The sequence below is a fragment of the Streptomyces sp. NPDC088747 genome, assembly GCF_044751025.1.
In the GTDB taxonomy this organism is placed as follows: Bacteria; Actinomycetota; Actinomycetes; order Streptomycetales; family Streptomycetaceae; genus Streptomyces.
In genome coordinates this window covers 164,328-182,451 of record NZ_JBIVKZ010000022.1, presented here as the reverse complement: position 1 = coordinate 182,451, position 18,124 = coordinate 164,328, and the positions used below count along the sequence as shown (strand labels likewise).

General features: G+C 72.3%; 17 protein-coding genes and 6 tRNA genes. 9 read left to right on the top strand and 14 right to left on the bottom strand.

Annotated features, from left to right (window positions below):
- Positions 1 to 488 precede the first annotated feature (488 nt).
- A tRNA-Val gene (locus tag ACIP79_RS37680) sits at positions 489 to 563 on the bottom strand.
- Between the two features lie 93 nt (positions 564 to 656).
- Positions 657 to 1,091 (bottom strand): TIGR02611 family protein, encoded by a 435-nt coding sequence (locus ACIP79_RS37675; RefSeq protein ID WP_401231193.1) that lies wholly within the window; start codon positions 1,089 to 1,091, stop codon positions 657 to 659.
- Between the two features lie 191 nt (positions 1,092 to 1,282).
- On the opposite strand from ACIP79_RS37675, the gene ACIP79_RS37670 reads away from it, so the two are divergent.
- Entirely contained in the window at positions 1,283 to 1,696 is a 414-nt protein-coding gene (locus tag ACIP79_RS37670; RefSeq protein ID WP_003959770.1) for an SsgA family sporulation/cell division regulator, read from the top strand.
- Between the two features lie 276 nt (positions 1,697 to 1,972).
- Positions 1,973 to 2,533 carry a CGNR zinc finger domain-containing protein gene (locus tag ACIP79_RS37665; RefSeq protein ID WP_387186835.1) on the top strand — a complete coding sequence of 187 codons (561 nt, stop codon included), beginning with the start codon at positions 1,973 to 1,975 and terminating at the stop codon, positions 2,531 to 2,533.
- Positions 2,534 to 2,617: 84 nt separating this feature from the next.
- Here ACIP79_RS37665 and ACIP79_RS37660 read toward each other — a convergent pair whose 3' ends face one another.
- Together ACIP79_RS37660 and ACIP79_RS37655 are read right to left on the bottom strand one after the other, a co-directional pair.
- On the bottom strand, positions 2,618 to 2,770 hold the full coding sequence (locus tag ACIP79_RS37660) for a hypothetical protein (protein ID WP_010988207.1): 153 nt from the start codon (positions 2,768 to 2,770) through the stop codon (positions 2,618 to 2,620).
- Positions 2,771 to 2,926: 156 nt separating this feature from the next.
- Positions 2,927 to 3,382 (bottom strand): hypothetical protein, encoded by a 456-nt coding sequence (locus tag ACIP79_RS37655; RefSeq protein ID WP_401231189.1) that lies wholly within the window; start codon positions 3,380 to 3,382, stop codon positions 2,927 to 2,929.
- Between the two features lie 212 nt (positions 3,383 to 3,594).
- Between ACIP79_RS37655 and ACIP79_RS37650 the strand changes: the two genes are divergently transcribed.
- Positions 3,595 to 4,113 (top strand): DsbA family protein, encoded by a 519-nt coding sequence (locus tag ACIP79_RS37650; RefSeq protein ID WP_401231186.1) that lies wholly within the window; start codon positions 3,595 to 3,597, stop codon positions 4,111 to 4,113.
- A gap of 35 nt (positions 4,114 to 4,148) precedes the next feature.
- On the opposite strand, the gene ACIP79_RS37645 is transcribed toward ACIP79_RS37650, so the two are convergent.
- The 3 genes from ACIP79_RS37645 to ACIP79_RS37635 form a co-directional block, all read right to left on the bottom strand.
- Positions 4,149 to 4,973, bottom strand: coding sequence for a GNAT family N-acetyltransferase (locus ACIP79_RS37645; protein ID WP_401231183.1), 825 nt, complete (start codon positions 4,971 to 4,973; stop codon positions 4,149 to 4,151).
- A gap of 60 nt (positions 4,974 to 5,033) precedes the next feature.
- Positions 5,034 to 5,855, bottom strand: a complete 822-nt coding sequence (locus ACIP79_RS37640) for an aminotransferase class IV (protein ID WP_401231180.1) — start codon at positions 5,853 to 5,855, stop codon at positions 5,034 to 5,036.
- Between the two features lie 113 nt (positions 5,856 to 5,968).
- A complete protein-coding gene (locus ACIP79_RS37635) occupies positions 5,969 to 7,006 on the bottom strand; it encodes a chorismate-binding protein (protein ID WP_401231177.1) in 1,038 nt (345 codons plus the stop codon).
- Between the two features lie 157 nt (positions 7,007 to 7,163).
- Between ACIP79_RS37635 and ACIP79_RS37630 the strand changes: the two genes are divergently transcribed.
- The 5 genes from ACIP79_RS37630 (at position 7,164) to ACIP79_RS37610 (ending at position 7,642) form a co-directional block, all read left to right on the top strand.
- A tRNA-Gly gene (locus ACIP79_RS37630) sits at positions 7,164 to 7,236 on the top strand.
- A 39-nt stretch (positions 7,237 to 7,275) separates the two neighbouring features.
- Positions 7,276 to 7,349: transfer RNA gene (locus ACIP79_RS37625), tRNA-Cys, on the top strand.
- 1 nt (position 7,350) lies between these two features.
- Positions 7,351 to 7,422 (top strand) — tRNA-Val (locus ACIP79_RS37620).
- A 34-nt stretch (positions 7,423 to 7,456) separates the two neighbouring features.
- Positions 7,457 to 7,528, top strand: a tRNA-Val gene (locus ACIP79_RS37615).
- 39 nt (positions 7,529 to 7,567) lie between these two features.
- Positions 7,568 to 7,642, top strand: a tRNA-Val gene (locus ACIP79_RS37610).
- Positions 7,643 to 7,712: 70 nt separating this feature from the next.
- Here ACIP79_RS37610 and ACIP79_RS37605 read toward each other — a convergent pair.
- The 4 genes from ACIP79_RS37605 to ACIP79_RS37590 all read right to left on the bottom strand — a co-directional run bounded on the left by ACIP79_RS37605 (position 7,713) and on the right by ACIP79_RS37590 (position 9,917).
- On the bottom strand, positions 7,713 to 8,006 hold the full coding sequence (locus ACIP79_RS37605; RefSeq protein ID WP_399211743.1) for a zf-TFIIB domain-containing protein: 294 nt from the start codon (positions 8,004 to 8,006) through the stop codon (positions 7,713 to 7,715).
- A gap of 73 nt (positions 8,007 to 8,079) precedes the next feature.
- Complete coding sequence (locus ACIP79_RS37600; protein ID WP_401231174.1) at positions 8,080 to 9,015, bottom strand: phosphotransferase family protein; 936 nt, start codon at positions 9,013 to 9,015, stop codon at positions 8,080 to 8,082.
- Positions 9,016 to 9,223: 208 nt separating this feature from the next.
- Positions 9,224 to 9,433, bottom strand: a complete 210-nt coding sequence (locus ACIP79_RS37595; RefSeq protein WP_401231171.1) for a hypothetical protein — start codon at positions 9,431 to 9,433, stop codon at positions 9,224 to 9,226.
- A gap of 244 nt (positions 9,434 to 9,677) precedes the next feature.
- A complete protein-coding gene (locus tag ACIP79_RS37590; RefSeq protein ID WP_266824867.1) occupies positions 9,678 to 9,917 on the bottom strand; it encodes a hypothetical protein in 240 nt (79 codons plus the stop codon).
- A 196-nt stretch (positions 9,918 to 10,113) separates the two neighbouring features.
- Between ACIP79_RS37590 and ACIP79_RS37585 the strand changes: the two genes are divergently transcribed.
- Positions 10,114 to 11,409, top strand: a complete 1,296-nt coding sequence (locus ACIP79_RS37585) for a serine/threonine-protein kinase (protein WP_383686386.1) — start codon at positions 10,114 to 10,116, stop codon at positions 11,407 to 11,409.
- Positions 11,410 to 11,445: 36 nt separating this feature from the next.
- Here ACIP79_RS37585 and ACIP79_RS37580 read toward each other — a convergent pair whose 3' ends face one another.
- The 3 genes from ACIP79_RS37580 to cobT form a co-directional block, all read right to left on the bottom strand.
- Complete coding sequence (locus tag ACIP79_RS37580; RefSeq protein WP_401231169.1) at positions 11,446 to 12,264, bottom strand: TrmH family RNA methyltransferase; 819 nt, start codon at positions 12,262 to 12,264, stop codon at positions 11,446 to 11,448.
- Between the two features lie 155 nt (positions 12,265 to 12,419).
- Positions 12,420 to 13,655, bottom strand: coding sequence for a uroporphyrinogen-III C-methyltransferase (gene cobA / locus ACIP79_RS37575; protein ID WP_401231166.1), 1,236 nt, complete (start codon positions 13,653 to 13,655; stop codon positions 12,420 to 12,422).
- Positions 13,656 to 13,830: 175 nt separating this feature from the next.
- Positions 13,831 to 17,871: a nicotinate-nucleotide--dimethylbenzimidazole phosphoribosyltransferase gene (gene cobT, locus ACIP79_RS37570; RefSeq protein ID WP_401231163.1), complete on the bottom strand. Its 4,041-nt coding sequence runs from the start codon at positions 17,869 to 17,871 to the stop codon at positions 13,831 to 13,833.
- Between the last annotated feature and the right edge of the window lie 253 nt (positions 17,872 to 18,124).

Genomic DNA, 18,124 nt, shown 5'->3' with positions numbered 1-18,124 from the left:
AGGCCGCAGGCCGCAGGCCGCAGGCCGCAGGCCGCAGGCCGCAGGCCGCAGGCCGCAGGCCGCAGGCCGCAGGCCGCAGGCCGCAGGCCGCAGGCAAGGATTACGTCGGGTTGCAGGTCACCTGGGGAATTCTGGCGTCGGATCTCCCCGCGCGGGTCCCAGCGTCGGGATCGCCGGATCCCCGTCACCCGGTGCACACAGTGGGCGGCAGGCAAGAAGCCGGCCCCCCGAGCAGCAGAGCCCTGCGGGGGCTCACCCGCCGCGGCCGTCGATCACCTCGGACACCCCACGCCGCGAACCACGCCCACCGCAGGTCACCCGCCTCGGCAGACGCAGCCACGCGATCCGAGCCAAGCCCGGGAACCGCCCGGCGACTCCCCCGCCCCACTCCGCCCCAGTGGCACCGCTGACGGCCCGCGCTCCCTGGCCGGAAAACGACGAAGGCGGCCCGGTCCACGTCGTACGTGGGGATGGGCCGCCTGACGCGGTGGTGGGCGATACTGGGATCGAACCAGTGACCTCTTCGGTGTGAACGAAGCGCTCTCCCGCTGAGCTAATCGCCCGGGCGCACGGAGAACATTACCCCATGTCAGAGGGTGCCCCGCACCGCACGAGAGGCGGGGCGGAGGCCCTCCGAGGGGCCCGTGACCGCACCGTCATTCCTCTATGTTCCACGGCATCTCGAAGCCGAACTTCCAGACGTACACCGCACCGAGACCCGCGATGATCACGAGCCCGATCGTCGTGAGGATGATGTTGCGGCGCCGCACCTTGGGATCGAGCGCGCGCTGTGTCGCCTCGGTCACCTTGCGTTTCGTCCAGCGGAGCACGAGCTGCGCCCAGACGAACTCGGTCGCCCAGATCGCCATGCCGCCGAAGATCACCAGCCACCCCGGGCCGGGCAGCGGAAGCATGATCACACCCGCGCCGACGACCGCGAGTCCCACGATGAAAACGCCCACCTGCCAGCTCAGATGCAGCGCTCGACGTGCCTTGATGAAATGCGGCGCCCGCGAACCGAGTGCCGGCTCGGCGGTCGTCTCGTCATCAGCCGTGGCGATCTCGCCCGGCTCGTCACTCCCCGTATTCATACGGCCAAACCCTACCCGAGAGAAACCAGTCACCGGAATGGTCCTATCCGGCGAACGAGCTCTCGGCCGGATGAGTTACGTAAAGGCACGCAAAACCCTCAGAGGGGTTTACAACGGCACCGTAGGTGGCATGTCGATTTCGCCGACGTGCGAATCCCCGAGCGCACACTGAGCGAAAGGCCCTGGCGCTTATGAACACCACGGTCAGCTGCGAGCTGCACCTGCGCCTCGTTGTGTCGAGCGAGTCCTCACTGCCTGTACCCGCAGGACTGCGGTATGACACGGCCGATCCCTACGCCGTGCACGCCACCTTCCACACCGGAGCCGAGGAAACCGTCGAGTGGGTGTTCGCCCGCGACCTCCTCGCCGAGGGCCTGCACCGGCCCACCGGTACCGGCGACGTCCGAGTCTGGCCGTCCCGGAGCCACGGTCAGGGCGTCGTATGCATCGCCCTGAGCTCCCCGGAGGGCGAAGCCCTGCTCGAAGCCCCTGCGAGGGCCCTGGAGTCCTTCCTGAAGCGAACGGACGCCGCCGTGCCACCCGGCACGGAACACCGGCACTTCGATCTCGACACGGAGCTCTCACACATCCTGGCCGAGAGCTGACGAGAATCACTCAGAGCCACCCGGCGCCGTCCACTCGGGGAGACGGCTCGGGCCTGGACAACCGCATAGCGCACACACCGGCGCCGTCACCGCGGATCATCGCGGAGGCGGCGCCGGTGCGCGTGCCCGCCGGGCCTCCGGGCGCCTCACGCCGTCCGTCCGGTCGCCCCTGACCGCGTCCCTGCCGGACAGGCCCCGCTCCCCCGCGCCGCGAAGCCACTACCATCGGCCAGCACGGGCGGGCGTCGGCCCGACCCCCAGGCCAGGGAGCGAAACGTGCTGATCACCCACGACACCCGGTGTGCCCTCGACGCCGTGGTCGATCTGGTGAACACCGCGCCGGAGGACCACACCACCGGTGACGGGCTCGCGAACGTCGCCTCCCTCGCGGATTTCGTACGAAAGCACGAGATCAGCGATATCGGGGAGCTGTCGGAGTACGACCTCTCGGCCGTGCACAAGGTTCGCGGCAGGTTCGCCCGGATCTTCGCGGCCGGTGATCCGCGGGTCGCCGCGGGTCTCATAAACGAGCTGGTCGCCGCGGCCGGCACCACACCGCGGCTCACGGACCACGACGGCTACGACTGGCACGTGCACTACTTCGCGCCCGGCGCCTCGATCGCCGACCACCTCGCGGCCGACTGCGGGATGGCGCTGGCCTTCTTCGTGGTCGCCGGGGAGCAGGAGAGGCTGCGCCGGTGCGAGGCGCCCGACTGCCGACGCGCCTTCGTCGACCTGTCCCGCAACCGCTCCCGCCGCTACTGCGACAGCCGCACCTGCGGGAACCGCCTCCACGTGGCCGCCTACCGCGCGCGCCGCAAGGAGGCGGCGGGCTGACGGGCGTACCCCGCGGGTCCGGTCCACGGAAGCGGCGGGTTGACGGAGCCCTCGGCGGGTGGCGCCAGGGGCTCCGTGTACGGCTCAGAGCAGCAGCAGGTCGTGCAGCGAAGCCATGAGCAGGAGACAGCCGATCACCGCTAGGAAGATCATCAGCGGTGGCTGGGAAAGTGCGAAGAGACAACCTCGCCGCTCCTCTGGCGGAGCGGCGGTGTCGCTCTGTGTTGTGTCCAGCATCTCGCGGGCGATGATGACGCAGGGAAGACCCTCTTAGCGATCAACACGCCCAGAAAACACGGGAGTTCGCCGGATCACGTGATGACGACGCTCGAACGTGATCGGTTGGGCGCGCTCTGTGAGATCTCTGTGTCGTTTCAGTCGGTCATAGCCAGGTCATATGCCGTGCTTCTTCAGGATGGCCTCGATGTCGCTGAAGTCGTCTCCCGATCCGGTGGCACGAGGTGTGGCGGCCTGTCGGCCGGCCGGTCGGGCGGCGGGCCGGGTGGCCGGGCCCAGCGAGGGTGCCGAGGCCGCGGGGGCCACCGCCTCGCGCCGTGCGGCACGGGCCGCCCTGCGCTCCTTGCGCGTACCACCGCCGCGGCGCTCCACGACCCGGGTGATCATGAACAGCAGCCAGGCGCCGCCGAGCACGACGAAGCCCGCCCACGCGCTGGGGCTGAACGCGGTGTCGGCCACCCAGGCGACGATCCCGGTCATCACCAGGCCGACCGGCACCAGAGAGTAGGCGGCGATGCGCGTGGCCGCCAGGAAACGCCTGCGGTAGGCGGTGACCGCGGCGATACCCAGGCCGGCGGCGGAGACGGCGGAACAGACGGTCTCGGCAATCATCCGGTCCTCCAGGCAGGGGCTGGGTGGGGCGGGGTCGGTTGGTTCGTCCCCATCCATCCTGCACCGTCCGACGTCCGGTGTGCCATGCCCTGGGCGGACCTCAGGGACATCTCGGGGTCGGGCTCCTCCCCAGGGCCCGTCACGAGGTGGAGACGCCTCCACCCGTCGGTCCCGGTTGGGGTGCCCGCGCCGCGGCTGGGAGACTGGTGTCCATGAACGACTCCTCATCCGCGCGCCCGGCCGTCGTTTTGGACGTCTGGTGCGAACTCCAGTGCCCGGACTGCCGCAGCGCCCTCGACGACCTGCGCGCGCTGCGTGCCCGCTACGGCGATCGTCTTGAGCTGCGCCTGCGGCACTTCCCGCTGGAGAAGCACAAGCACGCGTTCGCCGCGGCGCAGGCCGCCGAGGAGGCGGCCGAGCAGGGGCAGGGGTGGCCGTACATCGAGGCGGTGCTCGGCCGTGTCGAGGAGCTGAACCGCGCGGGCGAACCCTTCCTCATCGAGGTCGCCCGTGAACTCGGGCTCGACGCCGAGGAGTTCGACACCGCGCTGATCGACGGCCGGCACATCCTGATCGTCGACGCCGACCAGGCCGAGGGCAAGGCCATCGGTGTGACGGGCACCCCGACGTACGTCATCGGCGGCGAACGTCTCGACGGCGGCAAGAGCCAGCAGGGCCTGCGCGAACGCGTCCAGGAGATCGCCGACCGCCTGCTGGCCGAAGGGGTGTAGCCCTTGCGCCGGTCCCGTGCCGCCGCCACCTCGTACTACAGCAGGCTCTTGTAGAGGTGGTGCGTCGTCGTCTCGTAGCCGAGTGACTCGTAGAGCCGCTCGGCGGGGGTGTTGCCGGCGAAGACGTTGAGCGCGATGCGGCTCCTTGCGGCCGCGGCACCCTGGGCCTCGGCCAGCAGCATGAGCGTACGGCCGTGTCCCTTGCCGCGATGAGCGGCGCGGGTCTCGACGTTGTAGACGAAGACGCTGTCCGCGCGCTTCGCCAGCCAGACGTCGCCGACCACCTCGCCCTCGTGTTCCAGGACGCTGATCAGCATGTCCTCGGTGGCGAGTCCCCGCGGCAGCAACTGGTCGTGGTCCCGGTGCGACTTGGCGTACGCCTCGGCCTCGGGAACTCCGCGGCGGATCCAGTCCCGCGCGTACCCCTCCCTGGCCTGCCGGTCCCAGGGCCCGTACTCCGCCTGCGTCATGGGGCGGACGTCGCTGCCCGCGGGCAGTTCGGGCGGGAGTTCGCCGAGTGCCTTCTCCATGTAGCGGTTGCGGGTGACGTATCCGAGCGCCTCGGTGAGCCGGAGTCCGGCCGCGGCGTCGGCCGGGACCGAGGTCTCGATGCGCGCGCAGCCCCAGCCGCGTGCCACCTCCTCCGCGGCGAGCGCGGCCACCGTGCCCCGGCCGCGACCGCGGTCCGCCTCCTCGATGCGGAGCTCGCGGATCTGGGCGACGGCCGGCCCGAGGCCGGAGTGCGACGCGAGGTGTATGACGCCCACGGGACGGCTGTTCACGCACACGTGGTAGTGGCGCGAACGGGTCCCGTCGGCTGCGTGCTGGAGCGGCTCGGTCGGCCGCAGGGTGGTGGTCATCAGAGGTGTTGTACCCGCCCCGCGGCCTGCCGTCATCCCGGTTTCGGCGCCGGGGCCGGTCTACGGGTCGAGGTCGTTCCCGGCCCGCTCGTCGAAGATCCGCATGGCCTTGGCGGTCACCGGGCCCGGCGCGCCGGGGAGTTCACGGGTGTCGACCCGCCGCACGGCCTGTACGTCACGCAGCGTGGAGGTCAGGAAGATCTCCTCGGCGGACTCCAGGACGTCCAGCGGCAGGTCGGTCTCCTTGGCGCCCGTCCACTCGACGGTCAGCGCGCGCGTGATGCCGGCGAGACAGCCGGAGGCGACCGGTGGGGTGTGCAGCTCGCCGTCCAGGACGACGAAGACGTTCGAACCCGTGCCCTCGCACAACTGGCCCACCGTGTTGGCGAACAGCGCCTCGGACGCGCCGTGTTCGCGCGCCCGTGCCAGGGCGACGACGTTCTCGGCGTACGAGGTGGTCTTCAGGCCGGTGAGGGCGCCGCGCTCGTTGCGGGTCCAGGGGACGGTGATCACGGCGGTGGAGTCGGGTCGCCTGCCGGACTCGCCGAGCGCGGCGACCAGGGTCGGGCCGTGCTCCCCGCGGTCGGAGCCGAGCGGGCCGTGGCCACCGGTGTAGGTGATCCGCAGCCGCCCCAGCGGCATGGGGTTGGCCTCCAGGACGGCGGCGCAGGCGCGGCGCACCTCGTCGAGGTCCGGCTCGGGCAGCCCGAGGCCGCGCGCCGAGCGGGTCAGCCGGTCGAGGTGGCGGGTCAGCGCGAAGGGCCGCCCGTCGACCGCCTTCACGGTCTCGAAGATGCCGTCGCCCACGGTCAGTCCGTGGTCGAACACGGAGACACGGGCCGTCTCGATGTCCTTGAGCCCGCCGTCGAGCCAGAGCTTCACTGGATTTCACCTCGCTGGAAAGTGCCGGGTCCGTCGTTCGACGTGATGTCCGGCCGGGGTCCGGCCCGCGGCGGAGCCGCTGCCGGCTGCGGCGTCCCCCGGGACACCGCAGGTCAGGGCCCCCCACCTGCCTCGTACTCCCCCGACGCTACCGCGAGGAGCCTGGCGGCCTTCAGCTCGGTCTCCCGCCACTCCCCCTCCGGGTCGGAGCCCCAGGTGATGCCCGCGCCCGTGCCGAACCGCAGCATCCCCGCCGCCCGGTCGATCCAGAAGGTGCGGATGCCGACCGCGAGTTCCGCGGTGCCGCGGTCGGCGTCCACCCAGCCGATGCCTCCGCAGTACGGGCCGCGCGGCGCGGTCTCCAGGGCGTCGATGATCCGCAGGGCGCTGGACTTGGGGGCTCCGGTGACGGAGCCGGGCGGGAAGGCGGCGCCGAGGAGTTCCGGCCAGCCCGCGTCCTCGCGCAGTTCGCCGCGCACGGTGGAGACGAGGTGGACCAGCCCCGGGTGCTTCTCGACGACGCACAGGTCGGGGACGGTGACGCTGCCGGTGGCGCAGACCTTGCCGAGGTCGTTGCGGACCAGGTCCACGATCATCACGTTCTCGGCGTAGTCCTTCTCCAGCAGGTCCGCCTCGGTGCGTCCGGTGCCCTTGATGGGGCCCGACTCGACGGTCCGGCCCGCGCGGCGCAGGAAGAGTTCGGGGGACGCGGTGGCGGTCTCGACGCCATGGCCGGGCAGCCGGATCGTTCCGGCGTACGGCGCCGGGTTGCCGCGCGCGAGCAGGGCGGTGAGGGCGTCCACGTCCGCGTCGGGGGCGACGGGCGCCGACAGCACGCGGCAGAGATTGGCCTGATAGACCTCACCCGCCGCTATGTGCGCGCGGATACGCCGCACACCCTCCGTGTACGCGGCGCGGTCGAGCGACGACTTCCAGTCACCGGTCGCCGGGCCGTGCCACCGTCCGGGCACCGGCGCCGGTACGGGCTCCTCACGTACGTCCTGGAAACGGGCGCAGACCAGCCGGCCCTCGAAGTCGGCGGACACGGCCCAGAAGCCGGCGGAGTCCAGGGCCGACGGGTCGCTGGTCACATCGGTGAGACCGGTCGCGACGAGGCCGCCGAAGCGGGCGAGAGGAGGGAGGTCGGGCACACGGTCGAGTCTAGGGTGGGTGACCTGCGGGTGCCCCGGCCGTGTCCTTGGAGTGGACGTACCGCAGCACGCTGCACAAACGCGTTTTTGTGCTGGCCCCGGAATCCGCTAGAGTTCAACTCGTCGCCGCGACGCGCAAGCGGAACGGAAACGACAAGCGGACGTAGCTCAGTTGGTAGAGCGCAACCTTGCCAAGGTTGAGGTCGCCAGTTCGAACCTGGTCGTCCGCTCGCAGGACGTGGGGGCTCCACTCGAACCCCCGCACTCCTGGTGGAGTGGCCGAGAGGCGAGGCAACGGCCTGCAAAGCCGTCTACACGGGTTCAAATCCCGTCTCCACCTCCAAGGACGATTAGCTCAGCGGGAGAGCGCTTCCCTGACACGGAAGAGGTCACTGGTTCAATCCCAGTATCGTCCACTGGTCCGCAAGGACTCGGTCCGCGAGGATCCCCGCGCGATTAGCTCAGCGGGAGAGCGCTTCCCTGACACGGAAGAGGTCACTGGTTCAATCCCAGTATCGCGCACGCAGTACGGCAGTGAGCGTGGCCCCGGCCCCGTGACCTGCGCGATTAGCTCAGCGGGAGAGCGCTTCCCTGACACGGAAGAGGTCACTGGTTCAATCCCAGTATCGCGCACCAGCCGAAACCCCCAGCCGATTCGTCGGCCGGGGGTTTCGTCGTTCCGGGGCCCCGAGGGGCCCCGGGAGTCTCAGGACGAGAAGAGCATGCGGCCGAAGCTCTTCTGGCGGTGGTGGCCGCCGTACTGCCCGCCGTGGCCTCCGTGACCGCCGTGCTGCGGGGCGCCCCAGGCCGGCGCGGGCGCGCCCTGGTAGGGAGCGCCGGGCGGCGGCGGCGCGGGCTGCGACCACTGGGACTCCATCCGGGTCAGCGACTCCAGCTCGCCGTAGTCGAGAAATATCCCCCGGCAACCGCTGCACTGCTCGATCTGGACGCCATTGCGGTTGTACGTGTGCATCGGCGCATGGCACTTCGGACACTGCATGCTCGGCTCAACTCCTCGCCGTCGGTACTGCTTCCGCCAGGACAGACACTGCCCGGCTTCCGTCGGTTGCACCCTACTTCGCGAAATCGCTCGCCAACTCGGGCGGGGCGCCGCTCATTCGGTCGCAGGCGTCGATCACGGCCTGCTCCACCTCGTCCAACGGACGCTCCGCTGCGGCGGACTTGGCGATCGCCAGCGCCGCCGTCTGCACGGTGAGGGCGCGGGCCGCGACGTCCAGGGCGGGCCAGGGGTCGCCCTGGACGGGCACGGCCGGGCCGCCGGCGAGCCGGTAGGAGGTCAGGAAGCGGGTCCAGTCCTCGGGTGGCAGCAGGCCGCAGGCGTACCAGGCGGCCGGGCGGGCCAGGTCCCAGGCCGGGACGCCCACGCCGAGGTCGTCGACGTCGATGAGGAGCCAGCGGCCGGTCGTCGCGGGCCGGCGCACCAGCTGGCCCAGGTGGAGGTCGCCGTGGCAGAGGGTCGCCGTGGCCGGCATGGGAGCCTCGGCGCGGGCCCAGGCCGGAAGGCCGGCCCACGCGCGCAGGACCGGGGCGGCCGCCGGGTGCGGGCCCGCCGCCCTGAGCCGGGCTACCGCGCGGGCCGCCTTGACGGGGCCCCGCATGGGCGGCAGCCCGTCCGGCGCGGGCGCCCGGTGCAGACGGGCCAGCAGCGTCGCGGCGGCCTCCCAGGGGGCCGCCGCGGGATTCTCCGGGTCGACGGGACCGCCGTACGGCCAGAAGGTCACCAGGCGGCCGTGGAGGTCGACGGGCGCCGGGCGCAGCGGCGCGAGGAGGGTGCCCGCGAGCGCGGGGTCCGCGGCCACCGCCAGCCGACGGGAGAGCTCCCCCGGGTCCGTACCCGGCGCGTGCGCCTTGGCAACGGTGCCACCGTGCCGGACAACGGTCCCGTCCTGCCGGTCGGCAAGGACGGTGTCGGGATGCGAGCACACCCCCTCGGAGTGAGCCGCGCCCCGCGCCTTGGCCGTCAGCGCGGTAAGCACGTCTGCGGTCACCAGTCCCCCTGCGAGTACTTACGGTTCCCAGTGAGCGTACGCAGGCACCGAAGAGGCCTGAACCGCGACCATCAATTCAAGAACGGCAACGCCCGCGCAGCTCCCCAGCTGCGCGGGCGTTTCTTGCCGTCCGCCGCACCCCCGTCCCCACGGGGTTTCATGGCCGGATGTCCCCGCCCGGACCGCTCTTCCGGGCCTGGGGCGCCGCTCAGCGCCCCAGCATCACGCCCACGGACGACGCTTGTGTGACCACCGCTTCCCAGCCGCCGAAGACGACCACGAGCAGGGCCGCCAGGGGGAGGACCATCGCTGTCGCCACCAGTGGGTGGCGCTGGCCCTGGCGGCTGGTGCCGAACGCGGCGGTGAATGCCCTGCGTCCCTGCGTGCGGATCACTGTCCGCGATGCCGTGTGGGCCATGGTCCTCTCCTGACCGAGCTTCTGTTGTGGTTGGCAGCGGCGAGTGTCTGACCTCGGGGGACGAGTGCTGCACCCGCCGCTTGACTTCAAATCTAGGGGCGCGGCACCGATGGGTCGTCATGCCCTCGTACCGATTGGCGGGCCTCCCGGAGGATGACCGATGACCTGCGGACTACTCCCCTGGGTGGAGACGAGGTCCTGGGCGTCAGGGTCTTCCCGGAGGGGGTGTCCGGTCTGCCCCGGGCTAGCCCGACTGTTCCGAGCTGTCTTCCCTGGGGACCGGCTGCTCGACCAACGCCAGGACGCGGGTCGCCATGAAGCGGGCGGTACGCACCACTGATCCGCTTCGGGTGACTTCGCTCACTTCCACGACCCCTCGGCGCACCGCTGTCTCCACCCTGCGGCCCGCCCTGCTGGCCACCACCTCGTACGTCCTCGTCGTGTCCCCGGCGTCCACGACTATCTCCACTCGGTCACCCTTCACGGGTTCAATCCCCCTTCTGTGACGGATGGTTGGGATCACAGCCGGCCCAAAGCCGTACTGTTCGCACGCTCCCTGACCACCTTTCAAGTTTCCCACCCGGCACTGACAATCGATCGGGCCGAGAGGGCGCGGCCTCTGCGCGCCACCGGCCGCGTAAACGTAAGCTGTGGCTCGTCAAACGGACCGGGCAGCGGGGATGGACATGGCGATGATGCGCCTGAGGCGCGAGGACCCGCGTGTCGTCGGCTCGTTCAGGCTTCACAGACGGCTCGGCGCGGGTGGGATGGGCGTGGTCTACCTGGGCTCCGACCGGCGTGGGCAGCGGGTCGCCCTGAAGGTGATCCGGCCCGATCTGGCGGAGGACCAGGAGTTCAGGTCGCGGTTCGCGCGCGAGGTCTCGGCCGCGCGGCGGATCCGCGGCGGGTGCACGGCGCGGCTCGTCGCGGCGGATCTGGAGGCGGAGCGTCCCTGGTTCGCCACGCAGTACGTTCCCGGGCCCTCCCTGCACGACAAGGTCGCCGAGGAGGGGCCGCTGGCCGCCGCCGACGTGGCCGCGGTGGGCGCCGCCCTGTCCGAGGGGCTCCTCGCGGTGCACGAGGCCGGTGTCGTGCACCGGGATCTCAAGCCGTCCAACATCCTGCTGTCCCCGAAGGGGCCCCGGATCATCGACTTCGGGATCGCCTGGGCGACGGGCGCGAGCACGCTCACGCACGTCGGAACGGCGGTCGGGTCGCCCGGCTTCCTCGCGCCCGAGCAGGTGCGCGGGGCCACCGTCACCCCGGCGACGGACGTGTTCGCGCTGGGGGCCACGCTCGCGTACGCCGCGACGCAGGACTCCCCCTTCGGACACGGCAGTTCCGAGGTGATGCTCTACCGGGTCGTGCACGAGGAGCCCCAACTGCACGGCGTACCGGACTCGCTGGCCCCTCTCGTGCGCGCCTGTCTGGCGAAGGATCCTCAGGAGCGGCCCAGCACGCTCCAACTGTCGCTGCGGCTCAAGGAGATCGCGGCCCGCGAGACGCAGGGTCTTGCCGATGTCCGGCCGCCCGCGCCGCGCACCGATCCCGACAGGCCGACGGGGCGGCTCGCTGAGCAGTACGCCGAGCAGCGCACCCAGCGGCGTCCGCAGGGCACTCCCCCGCCGCGGACGGGCGGAACCAACGGCGGCGTCGGCCCGAGGTCGGGGGCGCGTCCGGCTCCCTCGCGGAACACCGGTCGCTCCGGCAGCAGGCCCGCGCCCCGCAGCGGCACGGGGCGTCCGGGTCCCCGGACCACCGGTACCGGCAGGCGGCCCGCCAACCCGCGGCTGCTGCGTCAGCGGCTCTTCGTCTTCGTGGTGGTGACCCTGCTGGTCGCGCTGGGGATCGCGGTGGCACAGGGCTGTCAGGGCCCGGCGCGGAGCCTTGAGGACGACCATCACGTACGCGACGACGTACGGCAGTCACTGCCCTACAAGTCCGTGCCCGAGGAACTGCCCGGCTCCCGGGGCTGATTCGAGGACCGGCCGGAGGATCGGCCGGCGGACCGGCTAGGCGACGGGGCGGCCGGTCGCCACGGCGTAGAAGGCGACCGCAGCCGCCGCGCCCACGTTGAGCGAGTCGACGCCGTGGGCCATCGGGATGCGGACCCACTCGTCGGCCGCCATCAGGGCCTTCGTGGAGAGGCCGTCGCCCTCCGCGCCGAGCATCAGCGCGACGCGGTCCATGCGGTGCGGGGCCGCCTCGTCGAGGGACCTGGCCTTCTCGTCGGGAGTGAGGGCGAGGAGGTCGAAGCCGGCGTCGCGGAGGGACTCCAGGCTCTTGGGCCAGGCGTCGAGACGGGCGTAGGGGACCGCGAAGACGGCGCCCATGGAGACCTTCACGCTGCGGCGGTAGAGCGGGTCGGCGCAGTCCGGGGAGAGCAGGACCGCGTCCATGCCGAGGGCGGCCGCGGAGCGGAAGATCGCGCCGATGTTGGTGTGGTCGTTGACCGACTCCATGACGACCACGCGGCGCGCGGTCCCCAGGAGTTCGTCGGCGGTCGGGAGCGGCTTGCGCTGCATGGAGGCGAGGGCGCCGCGGTGCACGTGGTAGCCGGTGACCTGTTCGGCGAGCTCCGGGCTGACCGCGTACACCGGGGCGGGCAGTTCGTCGATGACGTCGCGCATGACGTCGACCCACTTGGCGGAGAGCAGCATCGAGCGCATCTCGTACCCGGCGTCCTTGGCCCGTCTGATGACCTTCTCGCCCTCGGCGATGAACAGGCCCTCGGCGGGTTCGCGCTTGCGGCGCAGTTCCACGTCGGTCAGGCCCGTGTAGTCGCGCAGACGGGGGTCGGCGGGGTCCTCGACGGTGATGAGATCGGCCACAGGGTGATACTGCCTTGTCCTGGGTGCGGTGCCAACGGCTGGGAAGGTGTTGCGTTACCGGGGGTTACTGCTTGGGGTTCCCGGGAGTTACTGCTTGGGGCTCCCGGGGGTTGCTGCTGGGGTTCCCGAGGGCTGTCGCCCGAGGTTCCCGCGGGTCATCGCCTGAGGTCCCCTGGGCCGACGTTGACGACCTCGCCGATCACGATGACCGCCGGGGGCCTGACGTCCTCCGTGCGTACGGTCTCCGCGACCGTCTCCAGGGTCGCGTCGACGCGGCGCTGGGCCGCCGTGGTGCCCTCCTGGACCAGGGCGACAGGGGTGTCGGCCGCCTTGCCGTTGTCCATGAGCGTGCGGGCGATGGCGCCGATCTTGTCGACGCCCATGAGGACGACCAGCGTGCCGCGCAGTCGGCCGAGGGACCGCCAGTCGACGAGGGAGCGTTCGTCGTCGGGGGCGACATGGCCGCTGACGACCGTGAACTCGTGGGCGACCCCGCGGTGGGTGACCGGGATACCCGCGGCGCCCGGCACGGAGACCGAGCTGGAGATGCCGGGGACCACCGTGCAGGCGATGCCGGCTTCGGCGAGGGCCTGGGCCTCCTCCATGCCGCGGCCGAAGACGAAGGGGTCGCCGCCCTTCAGCCGGACCACCGACTTGCCCTGCTTGGCGTGTTCGATCAGCGCGTTGTTGATGGCCTCCTGGGCCATGTAACGGCCGTACGGGATCTTCGCCGCGTCGATCACCTCGACGTGCGGCGGGAGTTCGGCGAGCAGGTCGCGCGGACCGAGCCGGTCGGCGATGACGACGTCCGCCTCGGCGAGGAGCCGGCGGCCGCGGACCGTGATCAGGTCCGGGTCGCCGGGGCCGCCGCCGACCAGCGCGACTCCGGGAGTGCGGGTGCGGTAGTGGGGGGCCACCAGGGTGCCGTCGCGGAGACCCTCGACCACCGCGTCGCGGATCGCGGCGGTGTGCCGTGGGTCGCGGCCCCGGGCGTCGGTCGTGAGGACCGCGACCGTGACGCCCTCGCTGTGGCCGGTGGCCGGGGTCCACGCCGTCGCCGCGTCGGCGTCGTCGGAGCGGACGCACCAGGTCCGGTGGCGTTCAGCCTCGGCGGAGGCCCGGGAGTTCGCCTCGTGGTCGCTGGTCGCGATCAGGGCGTACCAGGTGTCCGCCAGGTCGCCGTCCTCGTACTGGCGCCTCGTCCAGGTGATCTCACCCGCGTCCGCCATCGCCTCCACGGAGGGAGTGGCCTCCGGGGACACGAGGTGGACGTCCGCGCCCGCCGCGATGAGCGCCGGGAGGCGACGTTGGGCCACCTGGCCACCGCCGAGCACCACCACGCGGCGGCCGGTGAGGCGGAGGCCTACGGGGTAGGCGGGGTGTTCGGCCATGGCGGTACGGCTCCTCCTGCGGGGCCGCCGTGCTGGGCTGAAGCGGCCTTGACGTGCTGTTTCCGGGTTCGGGTCCACGATACGGCGGCGACCGAGGGGGTTCCTTTCCCAGGGCCGCCCGGGGGCCGCCCCTTCCTCGAACCGAGGCCTGCGCCCCGGGCCCTCGCCGCTGCGACTACTTCTCGGTCACCCCGGCGGAGTCGAACGTCGCCACCTCGTGCATCGCCCGTGCCGCGCTCTGCACCACCGGGAGCGCCAGCAGTGCGCCGGTGCCCTCGCCGAGGCGCAGGTCGAGGTCGACCAGGGGGCGCAGACCCAGCTTGTTCAGGGCGGCCACATGGCCGGGCTCGGCGCTGCGGTGGCCGGCGATGCAGGCGGCGAGGACCTCGGGGGCGATGGCGCGGGCCACGAGTGCCGCGGCTCCGGCGCTGACGCCGTCGAGGATCACCGGCGTACGCAGGGACGCGCCGCCGAGGAGGAGGCCGACCATGGCCGCGTGTTCGAGGCCGCCGATGGCCGCGAGGACGCCGATGGGGTCGGCGGGGTCCGGCTGGTGGAGGTCGATGGCCCGGCGTACGACCTCGGTCTTGCGGGCGAGCATCTCGTCGTTGATGCCCGTGCCGCGGCCGGTCACCTCGGACGGGTCGGTGCCCGTGAAGACCGAGATGAGGGCGGCCGACGCGGTGGTGTTGGCGATGCCCATCTCACCGGTCAGCAGGGCCTTGTTGCCCGCCGCCACCAGGTCGCGGGCCGTCTCGATGCCCACCTCGATGGCCGCGACGACCTCCTCGCGGGTCAGCGCGGGGCCGGTCGTCATGTCGGCGGTGCCGGCGCGGATCTTGCGCGGCAGCAGGCCCGGCGTCGCCGGGAGGTCGGAGGCGACGCCCACGTCGATCACGCAGACCTCGGCGCCGACCTGGTTGGCGAACGCGTTGCAGACCGCGCCGCCGCCGAGGAAGTTGGCCACCATCTGGGCGGTGACCTCCTGCGGCCAGTGGGTGACGCCCTGGGCGTGCACTCCGTGGTCACCGGCGAAGATCGCGACCGCGGCGGGTTCCGGGATCGGCGGCGGGCACATCCGGGACAGGCCCGAGAGCTGCGCGGAGATGATCTCCAGCATGCCGAGGGCGCCGGCGGGCTTGGTCATCCGCTTCTGGCGTTCCCAGGCCTCGCCGAGCGCCTTGGCGTCCAGCGGACGGATGTTGGAGATGGTCTCGGCGAGCAGGTCGTGCGGCTCCTCGCCGGGCAGCGCGCGACGGCCGTACGTCTCCTCGTGGACGACCCAGGAGAGCGGGCGGCGCTTGGACCAGCCGGCCTGCATCAGCTCGGGCTCGTCCGGGAACTCGTCGACGTAGCCGACGCAGAGGTAGGCGACGACCTCCAGGTGCTCGGGGAGGCCCAGCGCGCGGACCATCTCGCGCTCGTCGAAGAAGCTGACCCAGCCGACGCCGAGACCCTCGGCGCGGGCCGCGAGCCAGAGGTTCTCCACCGCGAGCGCGGAGGAGTACGGGGCCATCTGCGGCTGCGTGTGGCGGCCCAGGGTGTGGCGGCCGCCGCGGGTCGGGTCGGCGGTGACGACGATGTTCACCGGGGTGTCGAGGATGGCCTCGATCTTGAGTTCCTTGAACTGCTTTGCCCGGCCCTTGGGCAGCGACTTCGCGTACGCCTCGCGCTGGCGGGCCGCGAGTTCGTGCATCGAACGCCGGGTGTCCGCCGAGCGGATCACCACGAAGTCCCAGGGCTGGGAGTGTCCGACGGACGGTGCGGTGTGGGCCGCCTCCAGGACGCGGAGCAGCACGTCGTGCGGGATGGGGTCGCTGCGGAAGCCGTTGCGGATGTCGCGCCGCTCGCGCATCACCCGCAGGACGGCCTCGCGCTCGGCGTCGTCGTAGCCGGGTGCCGCCGGGCCGGTGGACTCTCGTACGTCTGCCACTGCGGCCGTGCTCTCTTCCTGGTCGGCGCCCTGAGTGTCCAGGTCGTCCGCTTGCTGTGCGACCACGGCCTCGACGGCCGCCGGGAGCGGCTCCGGCCCGGAGGGTGCCTGCGCCTCCGCTTCGGCCTCCGTCGGCGCCGCCTCGCGGGGCGCGGGCACGGGGGCGACGAACTCGGTTTCCACGAGTTCGGACTCGACGAGGGGGACCTGCGGGTTCTCCGCGGCGGGCTCCTCGGCCGGGTGCTGCTCCTCCGTCGGGAACGGCGGCACCGTCATGGCGTGCGGCGGGGTCGGGGCGAGGTGCGGAGTCGTCGGCACCGTGCCCTCCACCGGCACGAACTGGCCCAGGGAGTGGTTCGCGTGGGGTTCGAGGGGGGCGCCCGGGAGTTCGGACACGTCGCCGGGGGCGGCCGGGAAGTGCTCGCCCTGCGCCTGGCCCACAGCGGTGTGCGGGGCCTGGGCGTACGCGCCGACACCTGCCGGGACGCCGTGCGGGAGTCCGGGCGCGGCGTACGCGGAGGGCTCCTGGGCCTGCGGAAGTCCGTGGCCGGGCGAGTGCGGGGCCTCGGCGTGGGAGCCCGTGTCCGCGAACCGGGCTCCGTGGTCCGGGATGTGGACTACGGGACCGGTCGCCGACGAGGGCGCCTGGAGGGCCTCGTCGGTCGCCCCGGCCGGCTGGGGGACGACCGTGAGTTCGGTGGCCTGCCGCGGGGTCGCGTGCGCTCCGCGCGGGTCCTGTTCGGGTGCCTGGTTCCCGTCGGGGTTCTGCTCCTGTACGGGGTTCTGCTCGGGGGCGGTGAACTCGGCGTCCGGGGTCTGTGCGGTGGCCGGTACGGACGCGTAGGCCTCCGGGGCGACCTGGGCGTGCGGGGCCTCCGGGAAGGGGGTTTCGTCGAGGGGCGGCTGGAGGAGACGCTGCTCCCGCGATCCGTCCGCGGCGAGGGCGGCCTCTGCCTCGGGAGCGACGCCGTGGGCCTCGTCCTGGGCCACCGGGAACAGCTGCACGGGTCCGGAGAACTGCGCGGCCTCCGGTTCCTGGGCCGTCTCGGTGGACGCCGGGGCCGCCTCGGCCACTTCCTGGGCCTGGGCGTCCTGAGCCGTCTCGGCCTGCGGGGAGCCGTCGGCCACCTCCGCGGCCGGCTCGAACGCCGGGGCCGGACCGGACTCCAGGCCCTGCGCGGCCTCCGGGACGACCGTTTCTGCTGCGGCCTCTTCCGGGCCGGACGAAGGAGCCCCCCATGGCATCGCGCCCCGCGGCGGGTTCTCGGAGAGCTGTTGGACGTCGAGGTACTCGGGTCCGGCGGTCGGCGGACCGGCGTGGCGTGCGGGCACCACCGGGGCGGTGTACACGGCCGCGGGGCTCACCCGCGCGCCCGCGGGGCCGCGGTCGGCGAGCGAACGCACCGGGCTCGACGAGCCGTCCGGGGTCGGCGGGCCGAGATGCAGCGGGCGACGGGGCGGCGTCGGCTGCGGGGCCGGGACGGGCTCCGGCAAGGGCTCCGGCATCCGGACGGCGGTGAGGTCCACCGAACCGCTGTCCCGCCCTGCGGCCTCGTGGGGACCGGGTTCATGCGGACTGGGCTCGTGCGGATCGGGTTCATGCGGACCGAGCTCGTCCGGGGCCGACTCGTGCGGGACCGACTCGTGCGGGACCGACTCCTGCGGTACCGACCCCTGCGGGAGGGACTCGAATCCGGCGGCATCGTGCGGGCCGGACTCGGATCCGACGGCGTCGTGCGGAAGCGGAAGGGGTTCGGATACGGCGGGAACGTGCGGGAGTGACTCGTGTCCGGTCGGCTCGTGCGGTAGGGACTCGTGTCCGACCGGCTCGTACGCGAGAGGCACCTGCCCAGCCGGCTCGTGCGAGAGCGCCTCGTGTCCGGCGGGCTCGTAGGCGCCCGCCTCGTGCGAACCGGCGTCATGCGAACCCGGCTCGTAGGCGCCCGGGACGAGCGCGACCGGCTCGTGCGAACCCGGCTCATAAGCACCCGGCTCGTAGGCCCCCGGCTCGTGCGAACCAGGCTCATAGACCCCCGGGTCGAGCGGACCCGCCTCGTGCGCACCCGGCTCGTGGACGAACGGCATCGGGGCCGGCGGCGGCACCTCGTTGCCCCACGCTCCCTGGGCCCCGGGCGCGCCCGGCAGGAGGAGCAGGTCGTCGTCGGCGGGGCTCTCGGAGGGGTCGAGGTAGGTGTAGGCACCCGGCGCGAGGACGCCCGGCTGATCCACCATGCCTGCGTTCTCCGGCAGTCCCTCGCCCGGGACCTGGCCGGTGTCAGTCATGCGTACCCCTCGCCCATCGGTTAGTGCTTCCAAGTCCAGCTCGCCCGGAACGGCGCACCGACCGCCCCACGGTGAAGAACGAGCGCGCGTGCCCAGCGGCACGAACGACCGGCCAAGAAAGACGACAAAGCCATTAACTGGCATTGTCCCGGTCGTTCCGCCCTCGCGACAGCTTGATCCGCGAGGGCCCGCTGTGGACTACGCCACGTTGCGCGTCCTCCGGTTCCGCCGTACCACACACACCTCAAAACGG

What these genes read in the sequence shown, in the direction of transcription:
- ACIP79_RS37675 (WP_401231193.1), bottom strand. Translation starts at nt 1,091, where the DNA reads ATGAATACGGGGAGTGACGAGCCGGGCGAGATCGCCACGGCTGATGAC.
- ACIP79_RS37670 (WP_003959770.1), top strand. Translation starts at nt 1,283, where the DNA reads ATGAACACCACGGTCAGCTGCGAGCTGCACCTGCGCCTCGTTGTGTCG.
- ACIP79_RS37660 (WP_010988207.1), bottom strand. Translation starts at nt 2,770, where the DNA reads ATGCTGGACACAACACAGAGCGACACCGCCGCTCCGCCAGAGGAGCGG.
- ACIP79_RS37655 (WP_401231189.1), bottom strand. Translation starts at nt 3,382, where the DNA reads ATGATTGCCGAGACCGTCTGTTCCGCCGTCTCCGCCGCCGGCCTGGGT.
- ACIP79_RS37650 (WP_401231186.1), top strand. Translation starts at nt 3,595, where the DNA reads ATGAACGACTCCTCATCCGCGCGCCCGGCCGTCGTTTTGGACGTCTGG.
- ACIP79_RS37645 (WP_401231183.1), bottom strand. Translation starts at nt 4,973, where the DNA reads ATGACCACCACCCTGCGGCCGACCGAGCCGCTCCAGCACGCAGCCGAC.
- ACIP79_RS37605 (WP_399211743.1), bottom strand. Translation starts at nt 8,006, where the DNA reads ATGCAGTGTCCGAAGTGCCATGCGCCGATGCACACGTACAACCGCAAT.
- ACIP79_RS37595 (WP_401231171.1), bottom strand. Translation starts at nt 9,433, where the DNA reads ATGGCCCACACGGCATCGCGGACAGTGATCCGCACGCAGGGACGCAGG.
- ACIP79_RS37585 (WP_383686386.1), top strand. Translation starts at nt 10,114, where the DNA reads ATGGACATGGCGATGATGCGCCTGAGGCGCGAGGACCCGCGTGTCGTC.
- cobA (WP_401231166.1), bottom strand. Translation starts at nt 13,655, where the DNA reads ATGGCCGAACACCCCGCCTACCCCGTAGGCCTCCGCCTCACCGGCCGC.
- cobT (WP_401231163.1), bottom strand. Translation starts at nt 17,871, where the DNA reads ATGACTGACACCGGCCAGGTCCCGGGCGAGGGACTGCCGGAGAACGCA.